Below are 23,297 nucleotides of genomic sequence, written 5' to 3'. Positions count from 1 at the left end.
GGAGGTCCCATCCCGGTGATTCCCTTCTCGATCCTCGACCTGTCGCTGATCGTCCGCGACAGCACCGCCGCCGCCGCCTTCGCCAACAGCCTCGACCTGGCCCGCCATGCCGAGGCGCTGGGGTTTCACCGCTACTGGGTGGCCGAACACCATGCCATGCCGGGCATCGCCTCGGCCGCGACCGCAGTGCTGATCGGCCATCTGGCGGCGGGCACGCGCAGCATCCGCGTCGGCGCCGGCGGCATCATGCTGCCCAACCATGCGCCGCTGACCGTGGCCGAACAGTTCGGCACGCTGGAAAGCCTCTTTCCCGGCCGGATCGACCTGGGGCTGGGCCGCGCCCCCGGCTCGGACCAGGAAACCATGCGCGCGCTGCGGCGCGACCCCGCCAGCGCCGACCGCTTCCCGCAGGACGTCGTCGAATTGCTGCATTATTTCGACGAGCCCGTCCCCGGCCAGCGCGTACGGGCCGTTCCCGGCGCCGGGCTGGACATCCCGGTCTGGCTCCTGGGCTCCTCCCTGTTCTCGGCCCAGCTTGCGGCCCATCTCGGCCTGCCCTTCGCCTTCGCGTCGCATTTCGCGCCCGACCAGATGGAACAGGCCGTCACCCTCTACCGCCAGCTCTTCACCCCCTCGCCCCGGCTGGCGCAGCCCTATGTCATGCTGGGGCTGAATGTGATCGCCGCCGACAGCGACGACGCGGCCCGCATGCTCTTCACCTCGCACCAGCAGCAATTCGTGGCGCTGCGCCGCGGCATGCCGGGCCAGTTCCCGCCGCCCGTCGCCTCGACCGAGGGGCTATGGAGCCAGATGGAACGCGCCGGCGTCGAACGCGCCCTGGCCTGCGCCGTGGTCGGCGGTCCCGAGACGCTGCGCGCGGGCCTCGCGCGCTTCATCGCCCGCCACCGCCCCGACGAGCTGATGCTGGTCGGCGCCATCCACGACCACGCGGCCCGGCTGCATTCCTTCTCCCTCGCCGCCGCCGCCCACCGGCAATTGGCCGACGCGGGCTGACACCGGCTGACACGGGCTGACACGGAACGATGGACGGCCCGCATCGCCGGTGCGATGATCCGCCCATGCCTATCCCATTCTCCATCCCGTTCAAAGATCTCGCTTTCCCTGCCCCCACCGCCGAAAGCCTGGCCCGGGCCTTCGGCGCGGTGAACGCCCTGCTCGATGCCGGTCAGCGCGACGACGCGCTGGCGCTGTTCGACACCGAACGCCGCGCCTACGAAAGCTGGGCGTCCATGGTGGCGCTCCGCTTCGCGCAGGACACCGGCTCGGCCCAGGCCCGCGCCGACCGCGAACTGGCCGACGGCCTGACCCCCCTGGTGACCGAGCACGAGGTCGGCATCAAGCGCCGCCTGCTGGACGATCCCAACCGCGCCGGGCTGCTGCATGCCGTTGGCACCCATACCGTCCGGCTGTGGGAAACCGACATCACCACCTTCGATACGCGCCTGCGCCCGGCGCTCGAGGAAGAATCCCGCCTGGCCGCCGACTATACCGCCCTGCTGGCCGCCGCCCGGGTGACGATCGGCGACCGCACGGTCAATCTCTCCGGCCTCGCCCCGTTCGCCGAGGATCTCGACCGCACCGTCCGCCACCAGGCGGAACGCGCGCGCTGGGACGTCTTCGCCGGCCATGGCGCGCAGTTGGACACGCTCTATGACCGTCTGGTCCACGTCCGCGACGGCATGGCCAGGACACTCGGCTATGACAATTACGTGGCGCTGGGCTATCGTCGAATGCGCCGGGTCGATTACGGCCCCCAGGACGTCGCGCGCTTCCGCGACGAAATCCGCGCCCATGTGGTCCCCCTGGTCGCGGCCATCATGGAAAATCGCCGCCTGACCATGAACTGGGACCGGCTGCGCGCATGGGATGAGCCGCTGATCGACCCGCTGGGCAATCCCCGTCCGGCCGGCGGCCACGACCTGCTGCTCGAACGCGCCCGGACCATGTTCGACCGCATGGGCGGCGATCTGGGTCCGTTCTATGCCGGGATGGTCCAGGGCGGCTATCTCGACCTGCAGAACCGCCCGGGCAAGGCCGGGGGCGGGTTCTGCACCGCCTTCCCCAGCATCGGCATGCCGTTCATCTTCGCCAATTTCAACGGCACGCCGCACGACATCGCCGTCTTCACGCACGAAATGGGCCACGCCTACCAGAACTGGAAAAGCCGCGACCTGCCCGGGATCGACCTGCTCTGGCCGACCATGGAGGCCGCCGAGATCAATTCCATGGCGCTGGAATTCCTCACCTGGCCCCATATCGACCTGATGGTCGAGGACGGCGCGGCCGAGCGGTTCCGCCGCGCCCACCTGATCGGCGCCCTGACCTTCCTGCCCTACGGGGCCTGCGTCGATCATTTCCAGCATGAGGTCTATGCCCGCCCGGACATGTCGCCCCAGGATCGGCACGCGACCTGGCTGCAGCTCGAACGGCTCTACATGCCCTGGCGCGACTGGGGCGACCTGGCATGGCCGGCCAAGGGCGGCCGGTGGCAGGCCCAGGGCCATATCTACCGCTCGCCCTTCTATTACATCGACTATGCGCTGGCTCTATGCTGCGCGATGCAGTTCTGGCTGCGTGCCCGCAAGGACCGGCACGGCACGATGGCGACCTACACCGACCTCTGCGCGCTGGGGGGCGCCCAGCCCTTTACCGGATTGCTGGCCGCCGCCGGGCTCGAAAGCCCGTTCGCCCCGGGCACCCTGACCGATATCGTGGCCGAGGCGGAAAATTACCTGCAGATGCGCTGAGGCGGCCGGCGGGCCGGATGACGCCGCGTGACGGCGCGGAAATGAATGACGGGGGCTTCAGTGCCCCCGCGTGTCCCAGCCGGCCAGCAGGTCGACCACCGCCTGGGCCGACATGCGCCGCGCATCGCCCAGCGCCAGCGCCCCGTCAGGATTCAGCACCTGCCCCTTGGGGGTAACGATCAGTACGGTCGGCACCGCCTTGATCGTCACGCCGTATTTCTGCGCGATGTCCAGATTGGTGTCGATATGCCCGACATTGACGTTCACCCGCTCAAAGCTCGCGGCCACCCAGGGGGCCACGGTCGGCAACGCCAGAACGCCCGCCAGCATGCGGCAATCGGGGCACCAGTTCCCGCCGAAATCGATCAGCACGTTTCTGCCCGACGCCCGCGCCCTGGCGAACGCCTCATCGACCTGCGCCTGGGCGCCCTCCGGCGGGCCATAGGGCGCGGCGACGGGGTGCGGCACCGCGTGCCCCACCTTCGGCGTCGGCGGCAGTTCCGCCAGGGCGGGCGTGGACAGCACGCCCAGCAGCATGGCGGGCAGGATTGCGGCGGAAAGCAGGCGGCGCAGTTTCATGACGTTCCGGGTCCATCGACTAGAAAGGGCAGAAAAGGCAGAAAGGGCAAGATAACGGCGGGAATGAACGAGCGATAATATCCCGTCAAGATGGACCACAGGCGTCATCCGCCATACAACTCCGCCGACAGGACATCAGGACAGAAGGAACCGCCCCCGGATGACGGAGTCCCCGCCCAGCATCACCCGCACCTTGGCCAAGACCGCCGCCCTGGTCGCGCTGACGGCCGGCCTGATGGCCAGCCTGCGCTACAGCGCCACGGTCGCGCACTGGGTCGATCACATTGCCGGCACCCGCCTGTGGAGTACCCTGTACAGCCTGGCCGGCGCATCCGACGCCCTGCAGCGCGAGCGGCTGATCCTGATGGGCGTCACCGTCGCCTGCTTCCTGGTGGCCCTCCCCCTCGTCCAGGCCGGCGAATGGGCGGTGGACCGGCTCCGCGCCCGCCGCGCGGGATTACGGACCGGGAACTGATCCCGGCGACGAGCCGCCCGCGGCCGAACCCGCCCCGGCATCCCCCGCCGCGTCCCGGTCCCAGAAGAATGTCAGCTCGTGCTTGTTGTGCCACAGATGCCGCACCGATCCGCCCGGGATCGCGGCAAAGGCATCGGCGGTCTCATGGTCGGTCTCGCCCTGGAACTTGATGGTCAGCACGATCCGCCGCGCCATCCCCGCAGCGATCCATCGCCGCGCCAGCGCCAGCAGGCGCGGCGGATAGGCGATGATATCCGAAAACAGCCAATCCACCGGCCCCAGTTCCTCGGGCGCGATCCCGAACGCGCTGCCCCGCACGGACCGTACCCCCGGCATCGCGGCCACCTCCGGGGCCAGTTCGGCGCGGTCCACCGCGACGATCTCCGCACCGCATCGCGCCACCACCCAGGTCCATCCCCCCGGCGCCGCGCCCAGATCGACGCAGCGTTCACCCGGTACCGGCCAGCGCCCCAGCCGGGCACAGGCCTCCCATAATTTCAGATAAGCGCGCGAGGGTGGCCCCTCCCGGTCCTCGACGAACTGCGCCGCCCCGTTCACGAAGGGCGAGGATTTACGCGCCGACAGCAGCATCCGGTCCGGTGCCAGCAAGGTCCACGCCCCCAGATGCCCGCCCGGCGCGGCCGCGGGAAAGACCAGCTTCCGCGCCGAGACCGGCGGCAGCCGCTCGGCGATCAGCGCCGCCCGGCGATGATGCAGCACCGCATGGCACGCCCAGTTGCGCTGCCGCCCGCGCAGCAGCGCGGCCGCCGCCCCGATCGAGGCGATCGGGTGGATCTCGGGCTCCAGCCAGGTATCCAGCGCCCAGGCCGCCGCGACCGGCGCGTCGGGCGACAGCGCCAGCCGCCCGTGCCACCCCGTCACGCGCACGCCCTTGCGGCGCAATTCCTCGGCCAGCGCCTCCTCGAACCCCTCGGCCGCCAGATAGGCCGCGCCACAGGCCGCACCCGCCCCGTCCGGCAGGGCAATCCCCTGACCCGCCCGGATGTCCCGGATCTCGGCGCCGCTCCCGCTCATCGCCGCACGCCGTCCAGCACCAGCATCAGCCAGGCCAGCATCAGCAGGCTGCCGCCGGTCGGCGCCACCGGCCCCGGATGCCGTCCCGTCACCCCGGTCCAGGCGACCGCGCCGCAGAACAGCACCGCCCCCGCCACGAACCCGCCGCCCGCCAGCAACAGCAGCCGGCGCCGCCCGCCATCCCGGCCCGCCAGCAGCCCGACCACCAGCAGGACCGGCGCGTGCCACATCCCCATCTCCACCGCCTCGCGCGCCAGCGCGCGGCCGGCCGGGGCGAACATCGCATCGGGCAGGTGCGCGACCAGCGCGCCGCCGGCCACCGACAGCAGGCCGAGCACACCCCCGGCCACCTGGAAAAACCGCGCCGCGCACGGCCGCGCCGCAATAGCAGCAGGGGGGGCAGCAGGGGTGGAAGCAGGCGAAGACATCATGACGGACATCTACCCGCACTGCCCGCATGCCGTATAGTCGCCCCATGCCACGCTACGACCTGTTTCCCGACATCGCGCCCTTCGACAGCGGCTTCCTCGCCGTCGGCGATGGGCACGAACTCTATTGGGAACAGGCCGGCAACCCGTCCGGACGGACCGTGCTGTTCCTGCATGGCGGCCCGGGCGCCGGCGCCGGCGCGGTGCATCGCCGCTTCTTTGACCCCGACCATTGGCGCATCGTCCTGTTCGACCAGCGCGGCGCCGGCCGCTCGCGTCCCCACGCGTCGGTCGCCGCCAACACCACGCCGCACCTGCTGGCCGACATCGAAATGCTGCGCCGCCACCTGAACATCGCGGACTGGCTGCTCTTCGGCGGCTCATGGGGCTCGACCCTCGCGCTGGCCTATGCCCAGGCCCACCCCGAACGGGTACGCGCCATGATCCTGCGCGGCATCTTCCTGGGCCGCCCGCGCGAACTGGACTGGTTCTTCCACGGGCTGGCCCATGTCTTCCCCGACGCCCACGCCGCCTTCCTGTCCCACCTGCCCGAACAGGACCGGAACGACCCGCTGGCCGGCTATTGCCGCCTGCTGTTCGACCCGGACCCGGCCATCCACCTGCCCGCATCCCGCGCCTGGGCGTCCTACGAGGGCACGTGCTCCACCCTGATCCCCGCCCCGTCCCTGGTCACCGGCTTCGTGCACGACCGCGCCGTCGTCGGCCTGGCGCGGATCGAAGCCCATTATTTCCGCCACGACCTGTTCCTGCCGCCCGGGGGATTGCTGGCGGGCATGGCGCGCATCGCGCATATCCCCGGTCACATCGTCCAGGGCCGCTACGACATGGTCTGCCCCAGCCAGTCGGCATGGGACCTGTCGCGCCTCTGGCCGCGCGCGACCCTCAGCCTGGTCCCCGACGCCGGCCATTCCGCCCTGGAACCCGGCATCCGCCGCCGCCTGATCGCCTGCGTGGAAGAGTTCCGCGACGCATGACGAACGCCCCCGCGCACGCCGCGAGACATAATACCGGCCGAACCGCGCCGTGCGCGGCGCGTTCGCTCGGCGTTCGCCTCGTCACGACGACCCATAATCACAATAACGGGCCCACGACAATGAACCCATATGCACGCCGTCCCTCTCCCAAATGGCCCGCTCCGCGATGGGCCTCCCCGCGATGGATCCCGCTGCGATGGATCTGGGTCGCCCTGCTGCCCCTGGCCGCCTGCGCCGCGCAACCCAAGCCCCCGCCGGCGCCCCCTCCGCCGCCGCCCTTCGCCGAGGCCGACGCCGATTTCGTCGGCAAGGCCGCCCACATCGACACCTTCGAAATCGCCATCTCCCAGCTTGCCGCCAGCCAATCCGCCAATCCGAAGATCAAGTCCTACGCGACCCGCACGGGCACCGACCATACGGCGAACCGGGACAGGCTCGGCACCATCGCGGACCAGCACGGCGCGACTCTGCCGACCGATCTCACGTCGGATGAAAACGACGTGCTGAACAGGCTGAAGACGGAAAAGGGCCGGGCCTTCGACCATGATTTCATCCATATCCAGATCGAAGGCCATCGCGAGGCCCTGCCCCTGTTCCAGACCGCGGCCCGAAACGCTACCGACCCGGCGCTGAAATCCTATGCCGCCGACACGGCCCCCGTCATCCAGTCGCATCTGGACATGGCGACCGCCCTGGTCCAACACAAACGTCATCATGACCGGCACCACCACTGAAGAAGCGGCGCGTGCCGGCCGGGGAGAACGCCAGCCGGGGGACCGTCGCTTCGGCACGTGACGCCGCAAGAGCGCTTTCCCCCGGTTCCATCCTCCGGCCGGAAGGCATTGCGCGCATGAACATCAGGATCGATCGCATCATCACCCGGGGCGGCGATTCCGGACAGACCGCCCTGGGCGACGGCACGCGGGTGGATAAATCCTGTCCCAGGATCGAGGCCCTGGGCACGGTGGACGAGGCCAATGCCACGATCGGCGTGCTGCGCCTGCACGTTCCCCTCGCCTCGCCGCTGGACGCCACGCTCGCACGCCTGCAATCGTTGCTGTTCGATATCGGCGGCATGCTGTGCGTGCCCGAAACGGAATCCCCCGAAACGGAATCCTCGGCCGGCACGTCCGACAATTTCCGGGGCGGCGACGCGGCGGTCGCCTTCATCGAACAGGCGACCGAACAATTGCGCGCCGGCCAGGAACCACTGCGCAGCTTCGTCCTGCCCGCCGGCACGCCGGGCGCGGCCCACGCCCACCTGGCCCGCACCGTGGTCCGCCGCGCCGAACGGCGGGTCGCCGCCCTGCGTCGCGACGCCCCGATCAGCCCCTCGGTGCTGCGCTGCCTCAACCGGCTGTCGGATTACCTGTTCGTGCTGGGCCGCCACCTCAACGATGACGGACGCGCCGACATCCTCTGGGTCCCCGGCAGCGCCTCACAAGCATAGAGCGGTTCAGTGGAAATGCTCTGTGTTGTTATTCTGTCGAACATCTTCACCCGTTCAAACGAGTCCGTTTGAACGGGATCTGCTCTGGCCCGGGAAACCAGCCCAGGCGCCTTATCCCAGCGCGGCCTTCGGCGCGATGGCCCGCGCATCCGCCGGCCGGCACAGCGGATGGTCGGGCGTCGCCAGCTCAAGCAACGTCTCATAGGCCGCCTCGACCAGGCTGGTCCGGCTGGCGGTGACGTCCAGTTCCAGCAGCACCTCGGAATCGTCGGGCTCTTCCAGGGCCGCGAACTGGCTGGTCAGCATCGAGGCCGGCATGAAATGCCCGGTCCGCTGGCCCAGACGCGGCGCGATATCCTCGGGCCGGCCCTTCAGATAGACGAAGCACACCCGCGCATCGCCGCCGGTGATCACATCGCGATAGCGCCGCTTCAGCGACGAACAGGTCACGATCCCGCACCCGCCGCCCTGCAGCCAGTCGCGCGCCACCGCACCGATCTTCTCCAGCCACGGTGCCCGGTCCGCGTCGGTCAGCGGAATGCCGGCGCTCATCTTGGCGATGTTCGCCTCCGGATGCAGTTCGTCGCCCTCGATGATGGGCCAGCCGACCCGCCGGGCCAGCAACTGCGCCAGAGTGGATTTTCCCGACCCGGACACCCCCATGACGACCAGGACGCGCGGTGCCCCGACCTGTTTCAGGCGCTCGGAAGCCCGGGCCAGCGGAACGGTCGGAAAGGCGCGCGGCGCTGCGGACGCGCTCAAGGGGGCATGTTGTGACATAATGGACGTATTTCCCTGCTTGCTCGTCTTCTATGTGTCTTCCGCCGCGATGAAGCCCCAGGCGAACCGAAGGGCAAGGCCGCCCGAACCGAGGGCATCCCCCCGGGGGCGCCGGACCGACCCGCATAGTGGTGTCCCTCCCCGCCGGACAGGGCAAGCGCTAGGCGCGATTGTCACCCAAAAGTGACCCTGCCCATCCCGGCCGCCACGTCCCTGGGCACACCGGACTGGCCATGACGACGACCCCCGATCCATGGACAGATCATGTATAGATCAGCGGACATCCAGGTAATCGCATCACAGCGATGCATATGGCCACCCGGAATTTCCGCCCGATGCCCGCCTTTCATTGCACAGGGCCGCCCTGCCGTTCCACAAGACACGCATCGTTTACATACGCACCTACATCCGGCCGCGCATTGTCCATGACGCGCCCGTAAAGACGGAACGAGACCATGAACCACCGACTGCAACAAATTGCCCGCAGATGACAATCTGCACATATTTGGCGGCTCCCGCGCCCGAAAACCCAAGAATTTCGGTCATAACGGCCTTGCATTTTCTTAGAGAAACGGTGTAGAAAAGAATCATTAGGGCAACTCGCCTCCCGACGTTCGGCTTCGTGCCCGGATTCGTACAGGGCAGGCGCCGGAATGCTCGCCCCTAGCCAAGCACGTGGCCGCAGCGGTTCAAGGTTCAAAGGAACCGTATGATCTGTGGCCACGACACACCGAAATCAGTGATTCAGGCGTCACGCACCGTGATCCCACCAGACAGTGCCCACCAAACAGTGACAGTGCCAGACAGTGATCGACTAAATCCAGGCCATACGGCGCGTACCGCCTGACCCTGTCCCGGGCCGAAACCGGATTATGTCTCCCTCTTTGATATTTCGAGAGTTTTACAGTGTCCGTATATAACGAAACGCATCCATTATCCGGCGAGACGGAGCCGGCCGACGTCGACGATCGCGAGGAGGTCAGCGAAGAGGCCCTGCGTCTCGCCCTGGCCCGCCTCGGCTCCAAGCGCCCGGCCACATCCCAGTCGCCGTCCCCGTCGACGCACCAATCCGCGGCCGCCCAGCCGGCGTCGCGCCCGTCCCGCGGGTTCGAACCGGCGCAGCGCCGCCGCAAGTTCGTCCAGGACGGCGAGGTCCGGGTCGAGCATCACGCCATCGCCCGCCCCTCGCCCCGCGCGCTGCACGCGCCGTCCGAGGAGAATGCCGAACTCGAACGTCTCCGCCACCTGCTGCGCCAGGAACAGAAACTGCGCGAGGATGCCGAACGCGCCTGCCACGACGCCCAGGCCGGCCTGCGCTCGATGGAAACCCGCGCCGGCCATGCCGACATCGTGCTGGCCGAGGCCCAGGCCGGCATCGAAAGCCGCAACGAGGAAATCCTGGCCCTGAAGGCCAGCCTGCATGCCGCCCGCGCCGACATCGCGCGCCTCGAACAGCAATTGGCCCGCCGGCCGCAGCCGGCCCCCGCGTCGGCCCCCGCGTCGGCCAAGGTCGCTCCCCCCAAGGTCGCTCCCGGCGTCGCTCATGGATTCGCCCCGGCGGCCATGCCGGCGCCCCTCCCACGGGTCGGCCGTCCACGCCGCGTCGTCGCCCAGGTCGAGGCGCCCGAACCCGAGCCGGTGAAATGGTGGATCAAGAAGAAATAACCGCTCTTCACACGGACATGATTCCCGCTCCGGGCGGCCGGTTCGCCATCGTCACGGTCGTCGCCAGCACGGCCGTCGCAATCGCCATGCTGATGATGGGCCCATTGCTCGACGGGCTGCTCCTGCTGCTGCGCGACGTGTTCGGCGTGCTGGCGCTGCCGTTCTCCTTCCTGTTCGGCATGGCCGGCAACACCGACCATGCCGCGCGCCTGGACCATGTAATGGGCGGCATGGGGGCCGGCCTGCCGCGCCACCCGGCGCGCGCGCTGGGGGCCGCGGCACTCTGCGCGCTGAATGTCGCACTGTTCCTGCTGGCCCACGTTTCGCAGGCACCCGGCACGGGCGCCCGCCTGCTGACGGGGGGCGCGGCGGCGACGGCGCTGGCGGCCGGCTGGCTGGGCGGCCCGGCCGTGGCCCTTGTCCTGCTGCCCGGCCTGATCGCGGAAATCCGCGTCGCGGCCCGGCCGCTCACACGAACATGATACCGCCCGGCGCGACCGACCCGCTACATGACCTGTTGGCGAAATAAGACATAAGAGGCTTACGAAAACAGCCTCCAAGCAACAAGCAACCGTAACGCCCTCGTCAGGATCACGTCATACATGACAGGAACATCCACCCGATCGCGCTTCAACCGCGCGCTTCCGCATCTCCCCGTCATCACCGACATCCCCGCGCGCCTCGACCGCCTGCCCTGGTCGCGCTTCCACCTGCTCGTGGTGGTGGCGCTCGGCATCACCTGGGTGCTGGACGGGCTCGAAGTCACCGTCGTCGGCTCGGTGGCGCCCGTCCTGCAGCGCCACGACACGCTGGGCCTCTCGGCCACCGACATCGGCGGCGCGGCATCGGCCTATGTCGCGGGCGCCGTCATCGGCGCGCTGCTGTTCGGCTGGCTCAGCGACCGGCTCGGCCGACGCCAGATCTTCACCGTCACGCTGGCCTTCTATATCGCGGGCGTCGGATTGACCGCCCTGTCGTGGAACCTCGCCAGTTTCGCCCTGTTCCGCTTCATGACCGGGCTCGGAATCGGCGGCGAATATTCGGCGATCAACTCGGCCATCGACGAATTGATGCCCGCCCGCCTGCGCGGCCGGATCGACCTGATCGTCAACGGCACGTTCTGGGCCGGCGCCGCGCTGGGCGCCGGCGCCTCGACCGTGCTGCTTCAGGGCAGCGTTCTGCCGGTGGCCACCGGCTGGCGGGTCGTCTTCGCCCTCGGCGCCCTGCTGGGGCTGGCGGTCGTCACGCTCCGCCGCTGGGTCCCCGAAAGCCCGCGCTGGCTGATGACCCACCGCCGGATCGACGAAGCCACCCGCATCGTCTCCTGGATCGAAACCCGCCACGGCGGCCCGGGCCATATCACCGAAACGCTGGAAACCGTGTCGATCTATCCCGCCGGCACGTTCGGACTGCACGAGGCGCTGCGGGTCATCATCGGCCCCTATCGCGGCCGCGCCGGCTACGTGCTGGTGCTGATGGCCGCGCAGGCCTTCCTCTACAATGCCGTGTTCTTCACCTACGGCCTGGTCCTGACCCGCTACGGCCACGTCCCCGACGGCCGGGTGGGGCTGTATATCCTGCCGCTGGCCATGGGCAACCTGCTGGGCCCGCTGCTGCTCGGGCGCCTGTTCGACACGGTGGGGCGCCGCTACATGATCGGCCTGACCTACCTGCTGGCCGGCCTGCTGATGGCCGCCGTCGCCTGGCTGTTCTCCATCGGGGCGCTGGATGCGCGCCTGCTCACCCTGTTCTGGGTCGCGATCTTCTTCTTCGCCTCGGCCGCCGCCAGCGCCGCCTACCTGACCGCCAGCGAGATCTTCCCCCTCGAAATCCGCTCGCTGACCATCGCGCTGTTCTATGCGCTGGGCACGCTGTTCGGCGGCGTCGCGGCGCCGCTGCTGTTCGGCTGGCTGATCGGTCAGGGCAGCCTGGGGGCCCTCTCGGCCGGCTATGCCGCCGCCGCCGTGCTGATGCTGGCCGCCGCCGCCGTCGCCATCCGCTGGGGCGTCGATGCCGAAGGCCGGTCGCTGGAACATATCGCCCCGCCCCTCTCCAGCATGCTGTAGCGCATGACGCCGCGCCGCCGGTGAAGTAAGGAGGGGCGTATGACCCGACACGCGCCTCCGCCCGCCTACCGCACGCTCGACGCCGACGGCATCCGCGCCGCCCTCGCCGCCCAGCCGGCCCTGGCGGCGCGGCTGGGCGGCCCGCCCGGCGCATGGCGGGTGCGCGAGGTCAGCGACGGCAATCTCAACAACGTCTTCCTCGTCGGCGGCCCGGCGGGCGGGGTATGCGTCAAGCAGTCCCTGCCCCATGTCCGGGTCGATCCGGACTGGAAGATGCCGCTCGACCGCACCGCGTTCGAAGCCGCCTATCTCCGCGCCGTCCGCCCGCATGTCGGGGACCTGACGACCGACATCCTGCATTTCGACCCCGACCTGTTCGTGCTGGTGGTCGAAAGCCTCGACCGACACGTGGTGCTGCGCCACGGGCTGATGCAGGGCGGCGACTGGCCCGACGCGGCCCGCGCGGTGGGCGCCTTCGTCGCCCGCGCCTGTTTCCACACCTCTCCCCTCGCCTTGCCGTTCGAACGCGCGTTCGACCTGCTCGAACCCTTCGCGCGCAACCATACCCTGACCCGCATCACCGTCGACCTGGTTTTGACCGACCCGTATCGCGTCCACCCGCGCAATCACTGGCTCAGCCCCGAACTCGACCCCATCGCCGCCGAGATCCGCGCCGACCCGGCGGTCCGCCGCCGCGTCGGCGCGCTTCAGGCACGCTTCCTGACCTGCCGCCAGGCCCTGCTGCACGGCGATCTGCACACCGGCTCGGTCATGGTCTCCACAGGCGGAACCCAGGCAGGAACCCAGGCCGAGACACGCATCATCGACGGCGAATTCGCCCTCCCCGGCCCGATCGGCTTCGATTGCGGCCTGTTCGTCGGCAATCTGCTGATGCACCTGTTCGCCCGCGGCGACGCGGACGCCGAAACCCGCATCCTGCGCGACGTGGCACGATTCTGGACCACGTTCCGGACCGACTTCACCACCCTGTGGCGCGACGCCATCGCCGCCGGGACCGCCGGCGACGCCGTCCCGGCCGCCCTGTTCGGGCACGACCCGTCCCTGCTGCGCCAGGCCCAGGACGACCTGCTGCGCGACATCGAATCCGACATGGTCGGCTTCGCCGCCACCGAGATCATCCGCCGCATCCTCGGCTACGCCCATGTCCCGGATTTCGACCTCGCCCCCGACCGCGCCCACCGCGCGCACCGTCAAAACGCCGCCCTGCGCCTGGCGCGCGACCTGCTGGCCGACCCGGACCGGACCGGCACCACCGACGCGCTCCTCGCCCTCGCCCGCCGGCACGCCCGGGCCGCACGACATACCAAGGTATAGCGGCGGCAACGCACCGCCCCGCTTGCCAACCGCCCCGGGCCATTCCAGTTATTGCAGGCACACGCCGTTCAAGGGAGGTCGCTGTGACGAACAAATTCAAGACTGCCGACGCGGGCAAGGCCCACGCCCACACCTATCTGGGAACGCCGTCCAATCTGGACCCGATCGCGGTGCAGAATATCAGCGCCGGACTGCGCGCGCTCCTCGCCGACGTCTTCGCGCTCTATATCAAGACCAAGAATTTCCACTGGCACATGAGCGGCCGCCATTTCCGCGACTACCATCTGCTGCTGGACGAACAGAGCGACCAGATCTTCGCCATGACCGATCCGCTGGCCGAACGCGCGCGCAAGATCGGCGGCACGACCCTGCATTCGGTCGGCGAGATCGGCCGGCTGACGAAGATCGCCGACAACGACGCCGAGTATGTCACGCCCGAAGACATGCTGTCCGAACTGCGCGAGGACAATCTCGCCCTGACCGCACGCATGCGCGAAGTCCACGTCCTCTGCGACGAGGGCAACGACGTAGCGACGGCCAGCCTGCTGGAAAACTGGATCGACGAGACGGAACGCCGGACCTGGTTCCTCTTCGAATCCACCCGTCCCGCCTTCGGCGCCAATAGCTGATCTTTCGACCCAGGGGCGCTGCCCCTGGACCCCGCCAAAGGCCGGGGGCCTTTGGAAACCTTTTGTTGCCATAAGAAAATAGATGGAATTTCGTGCGCGGCCGGGGCGGAGTCCTCAGTCCAGCCCGCCCACGAATTCCGCGATTCGCGCGCAGCATTCCATCAGCACGTCGTCGCCGGTCGCGCAGGACAGACGCAGATAGGGCCCCATCCCGAAGGCACTGCCCTGCACGCAGGCCACGCGCTGTTCCTCCAGCAGGGCGATGGCGAAATCCTCGTCCGTGCGCAGCATCCGCCCGCCCGCGCTGGTCCGGCCCATGCAGGCCGCGATGCCCGGAAAGGCATAGAACGCCCCGTCCGGCATCGCGCAGGTCAGGCCGGGAACGGCCCGCAGCGCCTCGACGACCATGCGCCGCCGCCGCGCATAGGTGTCGCGCATCTCGGCCACCAGCGACGCCGGCCCGTCCAGCGCCGCCGCCGCCGCCGCCTGCGCCACCGAACACACGCCCGAGGTCGCGTTGCCCTGCACCCGCGCCATCGCGCGGATCAGGCCCGGGGGCCCGCCGGCATAGCCGACCCGCCACCCGGTCATGGCATAGGATTTCGACACCCCGTTCAGCGTCAGGATACGCCCCTTCAGGTCCGGCGCCACCGCCGCGATCGAATGATGCCGGGCGCCGTCGAACACCAGATGCTCGTAAATCTCGTCCGACAGGATCCAGGCCCCCGGATAGCGGCGCAGCACCTCTGCGATCGCCTCCATGTCCGCCAGGCCCATCACCGCCCCGGTCGGGTTCGAGGGAAAATTCAGCACCACCCAGCGCGTGCGCGGCGACATCGCCGCCTCCAGCGCCGCCGCCGTCAGGCGGAACCCGTCCGCCTCGCGGCATTCGGCAAAGACCGGCACGCCGCCGAACAGCCGCGCCGCCAGCGGATAGCTCACCCAGTACGGCGCGGGAATGACGACCTCGTCCCCATGGTCGATCGTCGCCATGAAGGCGTTGAAGATCACCTGCTTGCCGCCATTCGACACGATCAGGTCCGACAGCGCGTATTCCAGCCCGTTCTCGCGGGCGAATTTCCGCGCGATCGCCGCCTTCAGGGCGGGCGTGCCGTCCACGGGCGGATATTTGGTCTGCCCGTCCAGCGCCGCGCGATGCGCGGCCTCGATCACCGCCGCCGGGGTCGCGAAATCCGGCTCGCCCAGCGCCAGGGACAGCACTTCATGCCCCTCGGCGCGCATCGCGCGGGCCCGCATGGACATCGCGATGGTGGCCGGCGCCTCCAGCCGCGCCATCCGCCCGGCAAACCCCGGGCCCCCTGCATCGGTCATGCTCGCCTCCGCCCCCGTCAGCGCAGCCCGGCGCAGAAGCGCTGAATGCGCATGCAGGCCTCGCGCAGGCTCTCGGTATCGGTGGCATAGGACACGCGGAAATGCCCGGCGAACATGAACGCCGCGCCATGCACCGCCGCAACCCCCTCCTCTTCCAGCAGCGCGGTGACGAAGGCCTCGTCATCCACGATCTCCGTCCCTCCGGCGCTCACCTTGCCCAGGCAGCCCTCCATCGACGGAAAGACATAGAACGCGCCTTCCGGCCGGTGGCATGTCAGGCCCCTGGCCTGATTCAGCATCCCCACCACCAGGTCGCGCCGCGCGACATAGGCTCGCACCATGTCGGCGATGAAATCCTGCGGCCCCGACAGCGCCTCCAGCGCCGCCGCCTGGCTGATCGACGAACTGCCCGAGGTCGACTGGCTCTGCAGCTTGTTCATCGCCTTGGTCAGCACCGCCGGCGCGCCGGCAAAGCCGATGCGCCAGCCGGTCATGGCATAGGCCTTGGACACGCCGTTCATCGTCACCGTCCGGTCGCGCAGCTTCGGCTCGACCTGCACGATCGTGGCGGGCACGAACCCGTCATAGACCAGCTTGTCATAGATATCGTCGGTAAAGATCCAGACATCCGGATGCCGCAGCAGCACGTCGCAGATCGGGCGCAGATCCTCGGCGGAATAGGCCGCCCCCGTCGGATTGCACGGCGAATTCAGGAAGAACCACTTGGTCCGCGGCGTGATCGCCGCCTCCAGGTCCGCGGCCCGCAGCTTGAACCCGTTCTCCGCGGCACAGGGCACGATCACCGGCACGCCGTCGGCCAGCGCCACGATGTCGGGATAGGATACCCAGCACGGCGCCGGGATGATCGCCTCGTCCCCCGGATTCAGGGTGGCGACCATGGCGTTATAGATCACCTGCTTGCCGCCGGACGACACGATGATCTCGTCGGACGTGTAATCCAGCCCGGAATCGATGCGGAACCGCTCCGCCACCGCCTGGCGCAGCGCCGGCGTCCCGGCCACGTCGGTATATTTCGTCTCTCCGCCCTCGATCGCGCGGATCGCCGCATCCTTGATGTTGCGCGGGGTGTCGAAATCCGGCTCGCCGGCCGACAGGCTGATGATGTCCCTGCCGGCAGCCTTCAGGGCGCGCGCTTTGGTCGAAATGGCGATCGTCTGACTGGGGCTGATCTTGTTCAGACGCGCGGCGATAAGGTCCATGGTACCGAAGATCCAGAAAATCAGGGGGAAACGCGGCGGGCTCCGCACCCGGCCCCGTCCGCGCCACCGTAATGCGAACCCACGCCCAAGGAAACCGCGGATCGCCGCACCCCAGCCATTCCCCCGGGCCCTTCTTTCTCCCGGGCGGCCATCCTCTCAGGCCGCCGTCCCCGCCGCGGCCGGACCTCCCCCGATCGACGGCGCGTCCTGCCCCAGCGCCGCGCGCCGCACCGCCTCCGCGTCATGCCCCGCCGCCCGCATGGCCCGCAGCGTCAGCGCCCGGTCCCGCTTCGCCAGCCGCCGCCCCTGCGCGTCCAGTTTCAGGGGATGATGCGCATAGTCCGGCGCCGGCCAGCCCATCAGCTCCTGCAGCAGCCGGTGCAGCGCGGTGGCGGGGCGCAGATCCTCGCCCCGCGTCACCAGGCTGATACCCTGCAAAGCATCGTCATGGGTCACGCACAGATGGTACGACACCGGACGATCCTTGCGCGCCAGCACGATGTCCCCGAACGGCCGCACCGGCGCGCCGACGCGCTCACGCCGTCCCCCGGCCCCCCGCTCGTGCCAGCACATCACGTCCGCCCCCGCCTGGCGCACCGCCGCCTCCATGTCCAGGCGCAGCACATGCGGCACCCCGTCGGCGATCCGCGCCGCGCGCTCGACCGCGGGCAGGCCGCGACAGGCCCCGCCATAGGCCAGCGACCCGTCCGGCGCGGCATGCGGGGCATGCGCCGCCTGCAGTGCCTCGCGCTGGATCTCGGCGCGGGTGCAGAAACACGGGTAAAGCAGCCCGCGCGACGCCAGTTCGTCCAGCACCCGCCCATAATCCGCCAGATGGTCCGACTGCCGCCTCACGTCCCCGTCCGATCCGATGCCCAGCCATGCCAGGTCCTCGATGATCGCCGCCTCGTATTCCGGGCGGCAGCGGCCGGGGTCGATATCCTCGATCCGCAGCAGGAAACGCCCCCCTGACTCGCGCGCCGCCCGCCACCCCGCCAGGGCCGACGCCACATGCCCCAGATGCAGATACCCGGTCGGGCTGGGGGCGAAACGCGTCACCCATCCCGGCTTTCGATCGCAAAAACAGGACGATGCCGCCATTCTTCCCCCTCTCCCGCGCGGCAATGCCGCCTGCCGGCATCCCAAAGACCGCACAATCCCTTGCGGTAGCGGGCAAATTTTGCGATATAGGCGCCAGGTTCTCAACGGCGCATATCATTTGGCGTTCGGTTTGGAGTACAACGCCAGGTGACGGTGTGGCGGCATCACGAAAGGATGCGCCCCTTGCTTGCTGGCAGTCCGCATTACCCGGCCCTCGTTCTGAACGCCGATTTCAGGCCGCTTTCCTATTTCCCGCTCTCGCTCTGGTCCTGGCAGGACGCGGTCAAGGCGGTCTTCCTCGACCGCGTCTCGGTCCTCAGCGAATATGACGAGGAAGTCCGCTCCCCCAGCCGCTCCCTCCGATTACCCAGCGTCATCGCGCTGAAAGACTACATTCCCGCCGCCCGCCGCCCCGCCTTCACCCGCTTCAACGTCTTCCTGCGCGACAATTTTTCCTGCCAGTACTGCCTCGACCGCCTGCCGACCCACGAACTGACGTTCGACCACGTCATCCCCCGCTGCAAGGGGGGCCGCACCACCTGGGAAAATGTCGTCACCGCATGCAGCCCCTGCAACCTGATGAAGGGCTCGCGCATGCCGCACGAGTTGCACATGTATCCCCGCCGCACGCCCTCCCAGCCCTCGACCTGGGAATTGCAGGAAAACGGCCGCGCCTTCCCCCCCAATTACCTGCATGAAAGCTGGCGCGACTATCTCTACTGGGACAGCGAACTCGATACCTGACCCGTCCGCCGCCATCCCCTTATCGCGTGTAGCGATAGCCGTACCACGCCGCCAATTGCTGCAGGTCCGGCGCCCCGCGCAGGTTCAACGGAATGGGCCGCGGCTTTTCGGACCCGATCACCAGGCCATGATCCGTCATGCGCTGGCACATATTGGCCGCCAGCGGGAAGCTCTGCGCCACCGGCGTGCCCATCTGCGCCCGCAGGCAGGCAATGTCGGTGTCCCCGGGCCGGCGCCCCATCTCCGGCGCACACCCCGCCAGCAGCACCAGCCCGCCGAACGACATCCCGCCCACCCGCATCGCAACCCCCAGCCCGCCCGCTCGTTTCATCACCCTGCCCCGCCTGCGCCTTTTTCCGTGGCACTTCATTTCCGACACCTTATCTCTGGCACGGCACATGCCATCCGCCCAGCCTGCCATGGCACCGTCCCCGACGACAGGCACCGGCGGCACGGCGACTCACCCGCTCGCGCAATACAGCCATGCCGGATACCCCGCCCCGGTTGACGACGCGACCAACGGACCGCACCTATTCCATGCGGCCGTCACATGGGCCCGCCGGAATCCAGGAGGCCACGCCGTGACCGTCACAACCGGGCGATCCCTGACCCTGCCGATCGAAGGGATGACCTGCGCCGCCTGCGCCGCCCGGATCGAACGGCTGCTCAACCGCCTGCCCGGCACGAAAGCCGCGGTGAATTTCGCCGCCGGGGCCGCGACGATCGAACGCGGCGACGGCGCGCCGCCGCTCGACGACGTGGTGGCCGCCATCCGCAAGGCCGGTTTCGACGTCCCGACCCGCCACGTCGCCCTGGCGATCGACGGCATGACCTGCGTCGCCTGCGCCGGGCGGATCGAACGCGGCCTCAACCGCCTGCCCGGCGTCTCCGCCCAGGTCAGCTTCGCCTCCGGCCACGCCGATATCGACTATCTGCCCACGCTGGCCGATCCCGACGCCCTGATCCGCCAGGTGGAAAGGACCGGCTACGGCGCCGCCCTGCCATCGGCGGACGACACCGCGCCGGCCGCGACAACCGATCAGCCCGCCCGCCATGCCGCCCGGCGCCGGCAGGCGGGGCAGTTCCTGCTGTCGCTCGCCCTCACCGCGCCGCTGCTGGCCGGCATGGGGGCCATGTTCGCCGGCTGGCCCGACCTGCTGCCGCCCCCGGCGCAATGGGTGCTGGCGACCCTGGTGCAGGGCATCTGCGGCCGCGATTTCTACCGCCATGCCTGGAACGCGCTGCGCGGCGGCGGCGCCAACATGGACGTGCTGGTCGTCATGGGCACCAGCGTCGCCTGGCTGGCCAGCACCGCCACCCTGCTGCTGGGCCATGCCGGACCGCTCTATTTCGAATCCGGCGCCACGGTCATCACCCTGGTCCTGCTGGGCCGGCTGCTCGAAACCCGCGCCCGCGACCGCACGCGCGCGGGCGTGGAAAGCCTGATGCGCCTGCAGCCGCAGATCGCCCATCTCGACATCGACGGCACGATCCAGGACCGGCCGGCCGGCAGCCTGCATGTCGGCGACGTCTTCATCGTCCGCCCGGGCGAAAGCATCCCGGTGGACGGCACCATCCTGCAAGGCAGCTCCGACATCGACGAATCCATGCTGACCGGCGAGGCCGTGCCGGTCGGCAAGGGCGCGGGCGACCCGGTATTCGGCGCCACCATCAACCGCGACGGCGTGCTGCGCGTCCGGGCCCGGCGGATCGGCGCCGACACCACGCTCGCCCGCATCGTCCGCATGGTCCAGCAGGCCCAGGGCAGCAAGGATCCGGTCCAGCATCTGGTGGATCGGGTCTCCGCCGTCTTCGTGCCGGTGGTGCTCGGCATCGCCGCCCTGACCTTCCTGGCCGGCTGGGCGGTCACCGGCCATCCGGCGGGCGCGCTGACCGGCACCATCGCCGTGCTGGTCATCGCCTGCCCCTGCGCGCTCGGCCTGGCCACACCCACCGCGATCATGGTCGGCACCGGCCTGGGCGCGCGCGCCGGCCTGCTGTTCCGCTCCGCCGAATCCCTGGAACGGCTGCACAAGATCACCACCCTGATCCTGGACAAGACCGGCACGCTGACGCTGGGCCAGCCCGAACTCACCGACATCCTCCCGGCCCCGGGCACGTCCCGCGACACCCTGCTCTCCACCGCCCTGGCGCTGGAGCGGGATTCCGAACATCCGCTGGCCCGCGCCATCGTCGCCCACGCCACGGCGGCCGGCCTGGCCGCTGCGCCGCTCCGCGACGTCCGCGCCATCCCCGGCCACGGCATCCAGGGCACGGACCGGGACGGCGTCGTGCTGCGCCTCGGCTCCCCCCGCTTCCTGGCCGAGAATGGCTGCGGGACCGACGGCCCCGGCGACGCGCGCGCAACGCGCGACGGGCTGGAAGCACTGGAAGGACAGGGCAAGACGCTGATCGGCGTCGCGCGCGGCACGACCCTGCTGGGCCATCTCGCCCTGGCCGACCGCATCCGCCCCGACGCCGCCGACAGCATCGCCGCCCTGCATGCGCGCGGCATCCGCCTGGTCATGCTGACGGGCGACAATCCGCGCACCGCCGCCGCCGTGGCCGCCCGGCTGGGGCTGGACGACGTCATGGCCGGCGTGCTGCCGCAGGACAAGGCGCAGGAGGTGCAGCGCCGCCGCGCCCCGGGTCAGGTCGTCGGCATGCTCGGCGACGGCATCAACGACGCCCCGGCGCTGGCCGCCGCCGATATCGGCATCGCCATGGGCGGCGGCACGGACATCGCGCTGGAAACCGCCGACATGGTGCTGATGCGCGGCGAACTGCGCGGCCTGGTCGACGCCATGGACCTCTCACGCGCCACCCTCGCCAAGGTGCGGCAGAACCTGTTCTTCGCCTTCGTCTACAACGTGCTGGGCATCCCGCTGGCGGCCCTGGGCCTGCTCAACCCCGCCATCGCCGGCGCGATGATGGCCCTGAGTTCGGTCTCGGTCGTCTCCAACGCGCTTCTGCTCAATCGTTGGAAACCCCGCACGCGTCCCGCCATCCCCGCCATCACAAGGAACCCGGCATGACCGACCTGATTTTATCCATCGACGGCATGACCTGCGACGGCTGCGCCAACGCGGTCCGGAAAGCCCTGGAACGCACGCCGGGCGTCGCGGCGGCCAGCGTCACCCTCACCCCGGCCCAGGCCAGCATCAGCTACGACCCGTCCCGCACCGGCCCCGCCGCCCTGCGCGCGGCGATCGAGGACGCCGGCTTCGACGTCCGCGCATAGCCCGCATTGTCCAATCGCGGCCGCGCTGACGGCCTGCGCGCCACGTCTCGACGCGCGGTACGCCGACGACATTGCCGCCGTCATCCTGAACAACATGAAGACCATGCTCGGCATGGCCATGCAGGATGCGCCGACGAGTCCCGGCGCGATCCTCAGCCGAACAGCGCCTCGTACTGCTCCGGCTTGAATCCCACCGTCAGCGCCCCGTCCACGTCCAAGACCGGGCGCTTGATCATCGAAGGCTGCGCCAGCATCAGCGCGACCGCCCGCGCCGCGTCCAGACCAACCTTGTCGGAGTCGGGCAGTTTGCGAAACGTCGTCCCGGCCCGGTTCAGCAGGACCTCCCAGCCCACGGCCCGCACCCAGCCCTCCAGCACGCCGCGCGCGATTCCCCCGCTCTTGTAATCATGGAAATCATAGGCCACGCCATGCGTTTCCAGCCACGACCGCGCCTTCTTCATCGTATCGCACGCCTTGATCCCATGGATCACAACCGACCGCGCCATAAACCGTCCGCCCTCCGTCACGCTCACCACGATCCGCGCCCAACCCGAATCAGGCCGCGCACGGCCTTATAGCGCAACATCCAACCCGCCACGATCCCTTGCCCAGGCCGGCTCCGGCTCGGCCCTTTCCCCGGTCAGTAAAGATCCTCCTCGGAACAGCTTATGCACAATTCCGAAACGTTGGCCGTATTGGGCAGGTCCAGCACGGCGGCGATCATGCGCGCGACGTCCTGCGGCTGCGTCATCGTCTCGTCCGCCCGCGTGGTGATGCTGCGCGCCATGTCGGTCGCGACGAAGCCCGGACAGACCGCCGTCGCCCGGATCCCCGCCGCCCAGCCGGTCCGCTTGATGCTGTGCGCCAGCGCCACGGCCGCATGCTTGGTCATCGCATAAGGCCCCGACTCCGCCGATTTCACCCGCTTGCCGGACAGCGAGGCAATCACGACGACCCGCCCGGCACCGCACGCCGCCAGATGCGGCCACGCCGCGCGCACCAGCCGGATCGGCGACCGCAGATTGACCTCCAGCATCAGGCTCATCTCGTCCTCGCTGCAATCGAGGATCGAATGCGGAATCATCACGCCCGCATTGGCGATGATCGCATCGACGCGGCCATAGCGCGCCACCGTCGCCTCGACCCAGTCCCGCTCCGCCCCGCCCGCGGTCGCATCGAACCCGTGCACCAGATGCGGCGCCCCCAGCGAGAACGCGGCCGGATCCCGCACCCCCGCGCTGACCACCCACCCTTGTCCGCGCAATTCCTCGGCCAGCACCAACCCGATCCCGCGATTGGCCCCCGAAACCATGACCACCCGCCCGGCACCGCCCTGGGCCCCATCCCCGGTCGCATTCTCCACCATACCGCCACTCCTCATTTCCCACGATATCTGCAATATTTTTACGCCGCGCACGCCAATGCGCAACCGGATCTGCATCATCGGCACCGAC

The 23,297-nt window shown here is 69.5% G+C and carries 24 protein-coding genes; 14 read left to right on the top strand and 10 right to left on the bottom strand.

Going from position 1 to position 23,297, the window contains the following annotated elements:
- Window positions 1-15: 15 nt before the first annotated feature.
- Complete coding sequence (locus tag QN315_RS18255) at window positions 16-1,014, top strand: LLM class flavin-dependent oxidoreductase (RefSeq protein ID WP_323990819.1); 999 nt, start codon at window positions 16-18, stop codon at window positions 1,012-1,014.
- Window positions 1,015-1,079: 65 nt separating this feature from the next.
- The gene (locus QN315_RS18250) at window positions 1,080-2,768 is read left to right on the top strand and encodes a M3 family oligoendopeptidase (protein WP_323990818.1); all 1,689 of its coding nucleotides are present in this window, start codon (window positions 1,080-1,082) and stop codon (window positions 2,766-2,768) included.
- A 57-nt stretch (window positions 2,769-2,825) separates the two neighbouring features.
- Here QN315_RS18250 and QN315_RS18245 read toward each other — a convergent pair whose 3' ends face one another.
- Window positions 2,826-3,347, bottom strand: coding sequence for a thioredoxin family protein (locus QN315_RS18245; RefSeq protein WP_176640587.1), 522 nt, complete (start codon window positions 3,345-3,347; stop codon window positions 2,826-2,828).
- A 160-nt stretch (window positions 3,348-3,507) separates the two neighbouring features.
- Between QN315_RS18245 and QN315_RS18240 the strand changes: the two genes are divergently transcribed.
- Window positions 3,508-3,822: a hypothetical protein gene (locus tag QN315_RS18240; protein WP_323990817.1), complete on the top strand. Its 315-nt coding sequence runs from the start codon at window positions 3,508-3,510 to the stop codon at window positions 3,820-3,822.
- On the opposite strand, the gene QN315_RS18235 is transcribed toward QN315_RS18240, so the two are convergent.
- The gene (locus QN315_RS18235; RefSeq protein WP_323990816.1) at window positions 3,805-4,857 is read right to left on the bottom strand and encodes an SAM-dependent methyltransferase; all 1,053 of its coding nucleotides are present in this window, start codon (window positions 4,855-4,857) and stop codon (window positions 3,805-3,807) included. The two genes, QN315_RS18240 and QN315_RS18235, sit on opposite strands and share 18 nt — an antisense overlap.
- Window positions 4,854-5,288: a DUF423 domain-containing protein gene (locus QN315_RS18230; protein ID WP_323990815.1), complete on the bottom strand. Its 435-nt coding sequence runs from the start codon at window positions 5,286-5,288 to the stop codon at window positions 4,854-4,856. Before QN315_RS18230 ends, QN315_RS18235 begins: the two co-directional genes overlap by 4 nt.
- A gap of 44 nt (window positions 5,289-5,332) precedes the next feature.
- On the opposite strand from QN315_RS18230, the gene pip reads away from it, so the two are divergent.
- The 3 genes from pip (at window position 5,333) to QN315_RS18215 (ending at window position 7,730) form a co-directional block, all read left to right on the top strand.
- On the top strand, window positions 5,333-6,280 hold the full coding sequence (gene pip, locus QN315_RS18225) for a prolyl aminopeptidase (RefSeq protein ID WP_323993635.1): 948 nt from the start codon (window positions 5,333-5,335) through the stop codon (window positions 6,278-6,280).
- A gap of 119 nt (window positions 6,281-6,399) precedes the next feature.
- Complete coding sequence (locus tag QN315_RS18220; RefSeq protein ID WP_323990814.1) at window positions 6,400-7,014, top strand: DUF4142 domain-containing protein; 615 nt, start codon at window positions 6,400-6,402, stop codon at window positions 7,012-7,014.
- Between the two features lie 116 nt (window positions 7,015-7,130).
- The gene (locus QN315_RS18215; protein ID WP_323990813.1) at window positions 7,131-7,730 is read left to right on the top strand and encodes a cob(I)yrinic acid a,c-diamide adenosyltransferase; all 600 of its coding nucleotides are present in this window, start codon (window positions 7,131-7,133) and stop codon (window positions 7,728-7,730) included.
- A gap of 111 nt (window positions 7,731-7,841) precedes the next feature.
- Here QN315_RS18215 and QN315_RS18210 read toward each other — a convergent pair whose 3' ends face one another.
- Window positions 7,842-8,510, bottom strand: a complete 669-nt coding sequence (locus tag QN315_RS18210) for a gluconokinase, GntK/IdnK-type (protein WP_323990812.1) — start codon at window positions 8,508-8,510, stop codon at window positions 7,842-7,844.
- 906 nt (window positions 8,511-9,416) lie between these two features.
- Here QN315_RS18210 and QN315_RS18205 point away from each other — a divergent pair.
- The 5 genes from QN315_RS18205 to QN315_RS18185 all read left to right on the top strand — a co-directional run bounded on the left by QN315_RS18205 (window position 9,417) and on the right by QN315_RS18185 (window position 14,205).
- Window positions 9,417-10,175: a hypothetical protein gene (locus QN315_RS18205; protein ID WP_323990811.1), complete on the top strand. Its 759-nt coding sequence runs from the start codon at window positions 9,417-9,419 to the stop codon at window positions 10,173-10,175.
- A 17-nt stretch (window positions 10,176-10,192) separates the two neighbouring features.
- Window positions 10,193-10,657, top strand: a complete 465-nt coding sequence (locus tag QN315_RS18200) for a hypothetical protein (protein WP_323990810.1) — start codon at window positions 10,193-10,195, stop codon at window positions 10,655-10,657.
- Between the two features lie 120 nt (window positions 10,658-10,777).
- Window positions 10,778-12,241 (top strand): MFS transporter, encoded by a 1,464-nt coding sequence (locus QN315_RS18195; protein ID WP_323990809.1) that lies wholly within the window; start codon window positions 10,778-10,780, stop codon window positions 12,239-12,241.
- A 39-nt stretch (window positions 12,242-12,280) separates the two neighbouring features.
- On the top strand, window positions 12,281-13,576 hold the full coding sequence (gene mtnK / locus QN315_RS18190) for an S-methyl-5-thioribose kinase (RefSeq protein WP_323990808.1): 1,296 nt from the start codon (window positions 12,281-12,283) through the stop codon (window positions 13,574-13,576).
- Window positions 13,577-13,659: 83 nt separating this feature from the next.
- Window positions 13,660-14,205 (top strand): Dps family protein, encoded by a 546-nt coding sequence (locus QN315_RS18185; RefSeq protein WP_176641635.1) that lies wholly within the window; start codon window positions 13,660-13,662, stop codon window positions 14,203-14,205.
- A gap of 114 nt (window positions 14,206-14,319) precedes the next feature.
- Here the strand turns inward: QN315_RS18185 and QN315_RS18180 are convergent, their stop codons facing one another.
- The 3 genes from QN315_RS18180 to gluQRS form a co-directional block, all read right to left on the bottom strand.
- Window positions 14,320-15,537, bottom strand: a complete 1,218-nt coding sequence (locus QN315_RS18180; RefSeq protein WP_323990807.1) for a pyridoxal phosphate-dependent aminotransferase — start codon at window positions 15,535-15,537, stop codon at window positions 14,320-14,322.
- Window positions 15,538-15,554: 17 nt separating this feature from the next.
- Window positions 15,555-16,757 (bottom strand): pyridoxal phosphate-dependent aminotransferase, encoded by a 1,203-nt coding sequence (locus tag QN315_RS18175; protein ID WP_323990806.1) that lies wholly within the window; start codon window positions 16,755-16,757, stop codon window positions 15,555-15,557.
- 156 nt (window positions 16,758-16,913) lie between these two features.
- Window positions 16,914-17,858 (bottom strand): tRNA glutamyl-Q(34) synthetase GluQRS, encoded by a 945-nt coding sequence (gene gluQRS, locus QN315_RS18170; protein WP_323990805.1) that lies wholly within the window; start codon window positions 17,856-17,858, stop codon window positions 16,914-16,916.
- A gap of 174 nt (window positions 17,859-18,032) precedes the next feature.
- Between gluQRS and QN315_RS18165 the strand changes: the two genes are divergently transcribed.
- Window positions 18,033-18,602: an HNH endonuclease gene (locus QN315_RS18165; protein WP_176641278.1), complete on the top strand. Its 570-nt coding sequence runs from the start codon at window positions 18,033-18,035 to the stop codon at window positions 18,600-18,602.
- 19 nt (window positions 18,603-18,621) lie between these two features.
- On the opposite strand, the gene QN315_RS18160 is transcribed toward QN315_RS18165, so the two are convergent.
- Window positions 18,622-18,933, bottom strand: coding sequence for a hypothetical protein (locus tag QN315_RS18160; RefSeq protein WP_323993632.1), 312 nt, complete (start codon window positions 18,931-18,933; stop codon window positions 18,622-18,624).
- Between the two features lie 250 nt (window positions 18,934-19,183).
- On the opposite strand from QN315_RS18160, the gene QN315_RS18155 reads away from it, so the two are divergent.
- Together QN315_RS18155 and QN315_RS18150 are read left to right on the top strand one after the other, a co-directional pair.
- Entirely contained in the window at window positions 19,184-21,637 is a 2,454-nt protein-coding gene (locus QN315_RS18155; protein ID WP_408904550.1) for a heavy metal translocating P-type ATPase, read from the top strand.
- Entirely contained in the window at window positions 21,634-21,843 is a 210-nt protein-coding gene (locus tag QN315_RS18150) for a heavy-metal-associated domain-containing protein (RefSeq protein ID WP_176638780.1), read from the top strand. The genes QN315_RS18155 and QN315_RS18150 overlap by 4 nt, the downstream gene beginning before the upstream one ends.
- A gap of 152 nt (window positions 21,844-21,995) precedes the next feature.
- Here the strand turns inward: QN315_RS18150 and QN315_RS18145 are convergent, their stop codons facing one another.
- Entirely contained in the window at window positions 21,996-22,349 is a 354-nt protein-coding gene (locus tag QN315_RS18145) for an ArsC family reductase (protein WP_323990804.1), read from the bottom strand.
- Window positions 22,350-22,483: 134 nt separating this feature from the next.
- Window positions 22,484-23,209 carry an SDR family NAD(P)-dependent oxidoreductase gene (locus tag QN315_RS18140; RefSeq protein WP_323990803.1) on the bottom strand — a complete coding sequence of 242 codons (726 nt, stop codon included), beginning with the start codon at window positions 23,207-23,209 and terminating at the stop codon, window positions 22,484-22,486.
- Between the last annotated feature and the right edge of the window lie 88 nt (window positions 23,210-23,297).

This window comes from Nguyenibacter sp. L1 (assembly GCF_035199985.1).
In the GTDB taxonomy this organism is placed as follows: Bacteria; Pseudomonadota; Alphaproteobacteria; order Acetobacterales; family Acetobacteraceae; genus Gluconacetobacter; species Gluconacetobacter vanlangensis.
Note: the sequence above shows the minus strand (reverse complement) of the source record. Positions and strands in the feature narration are given on the sequence as shown.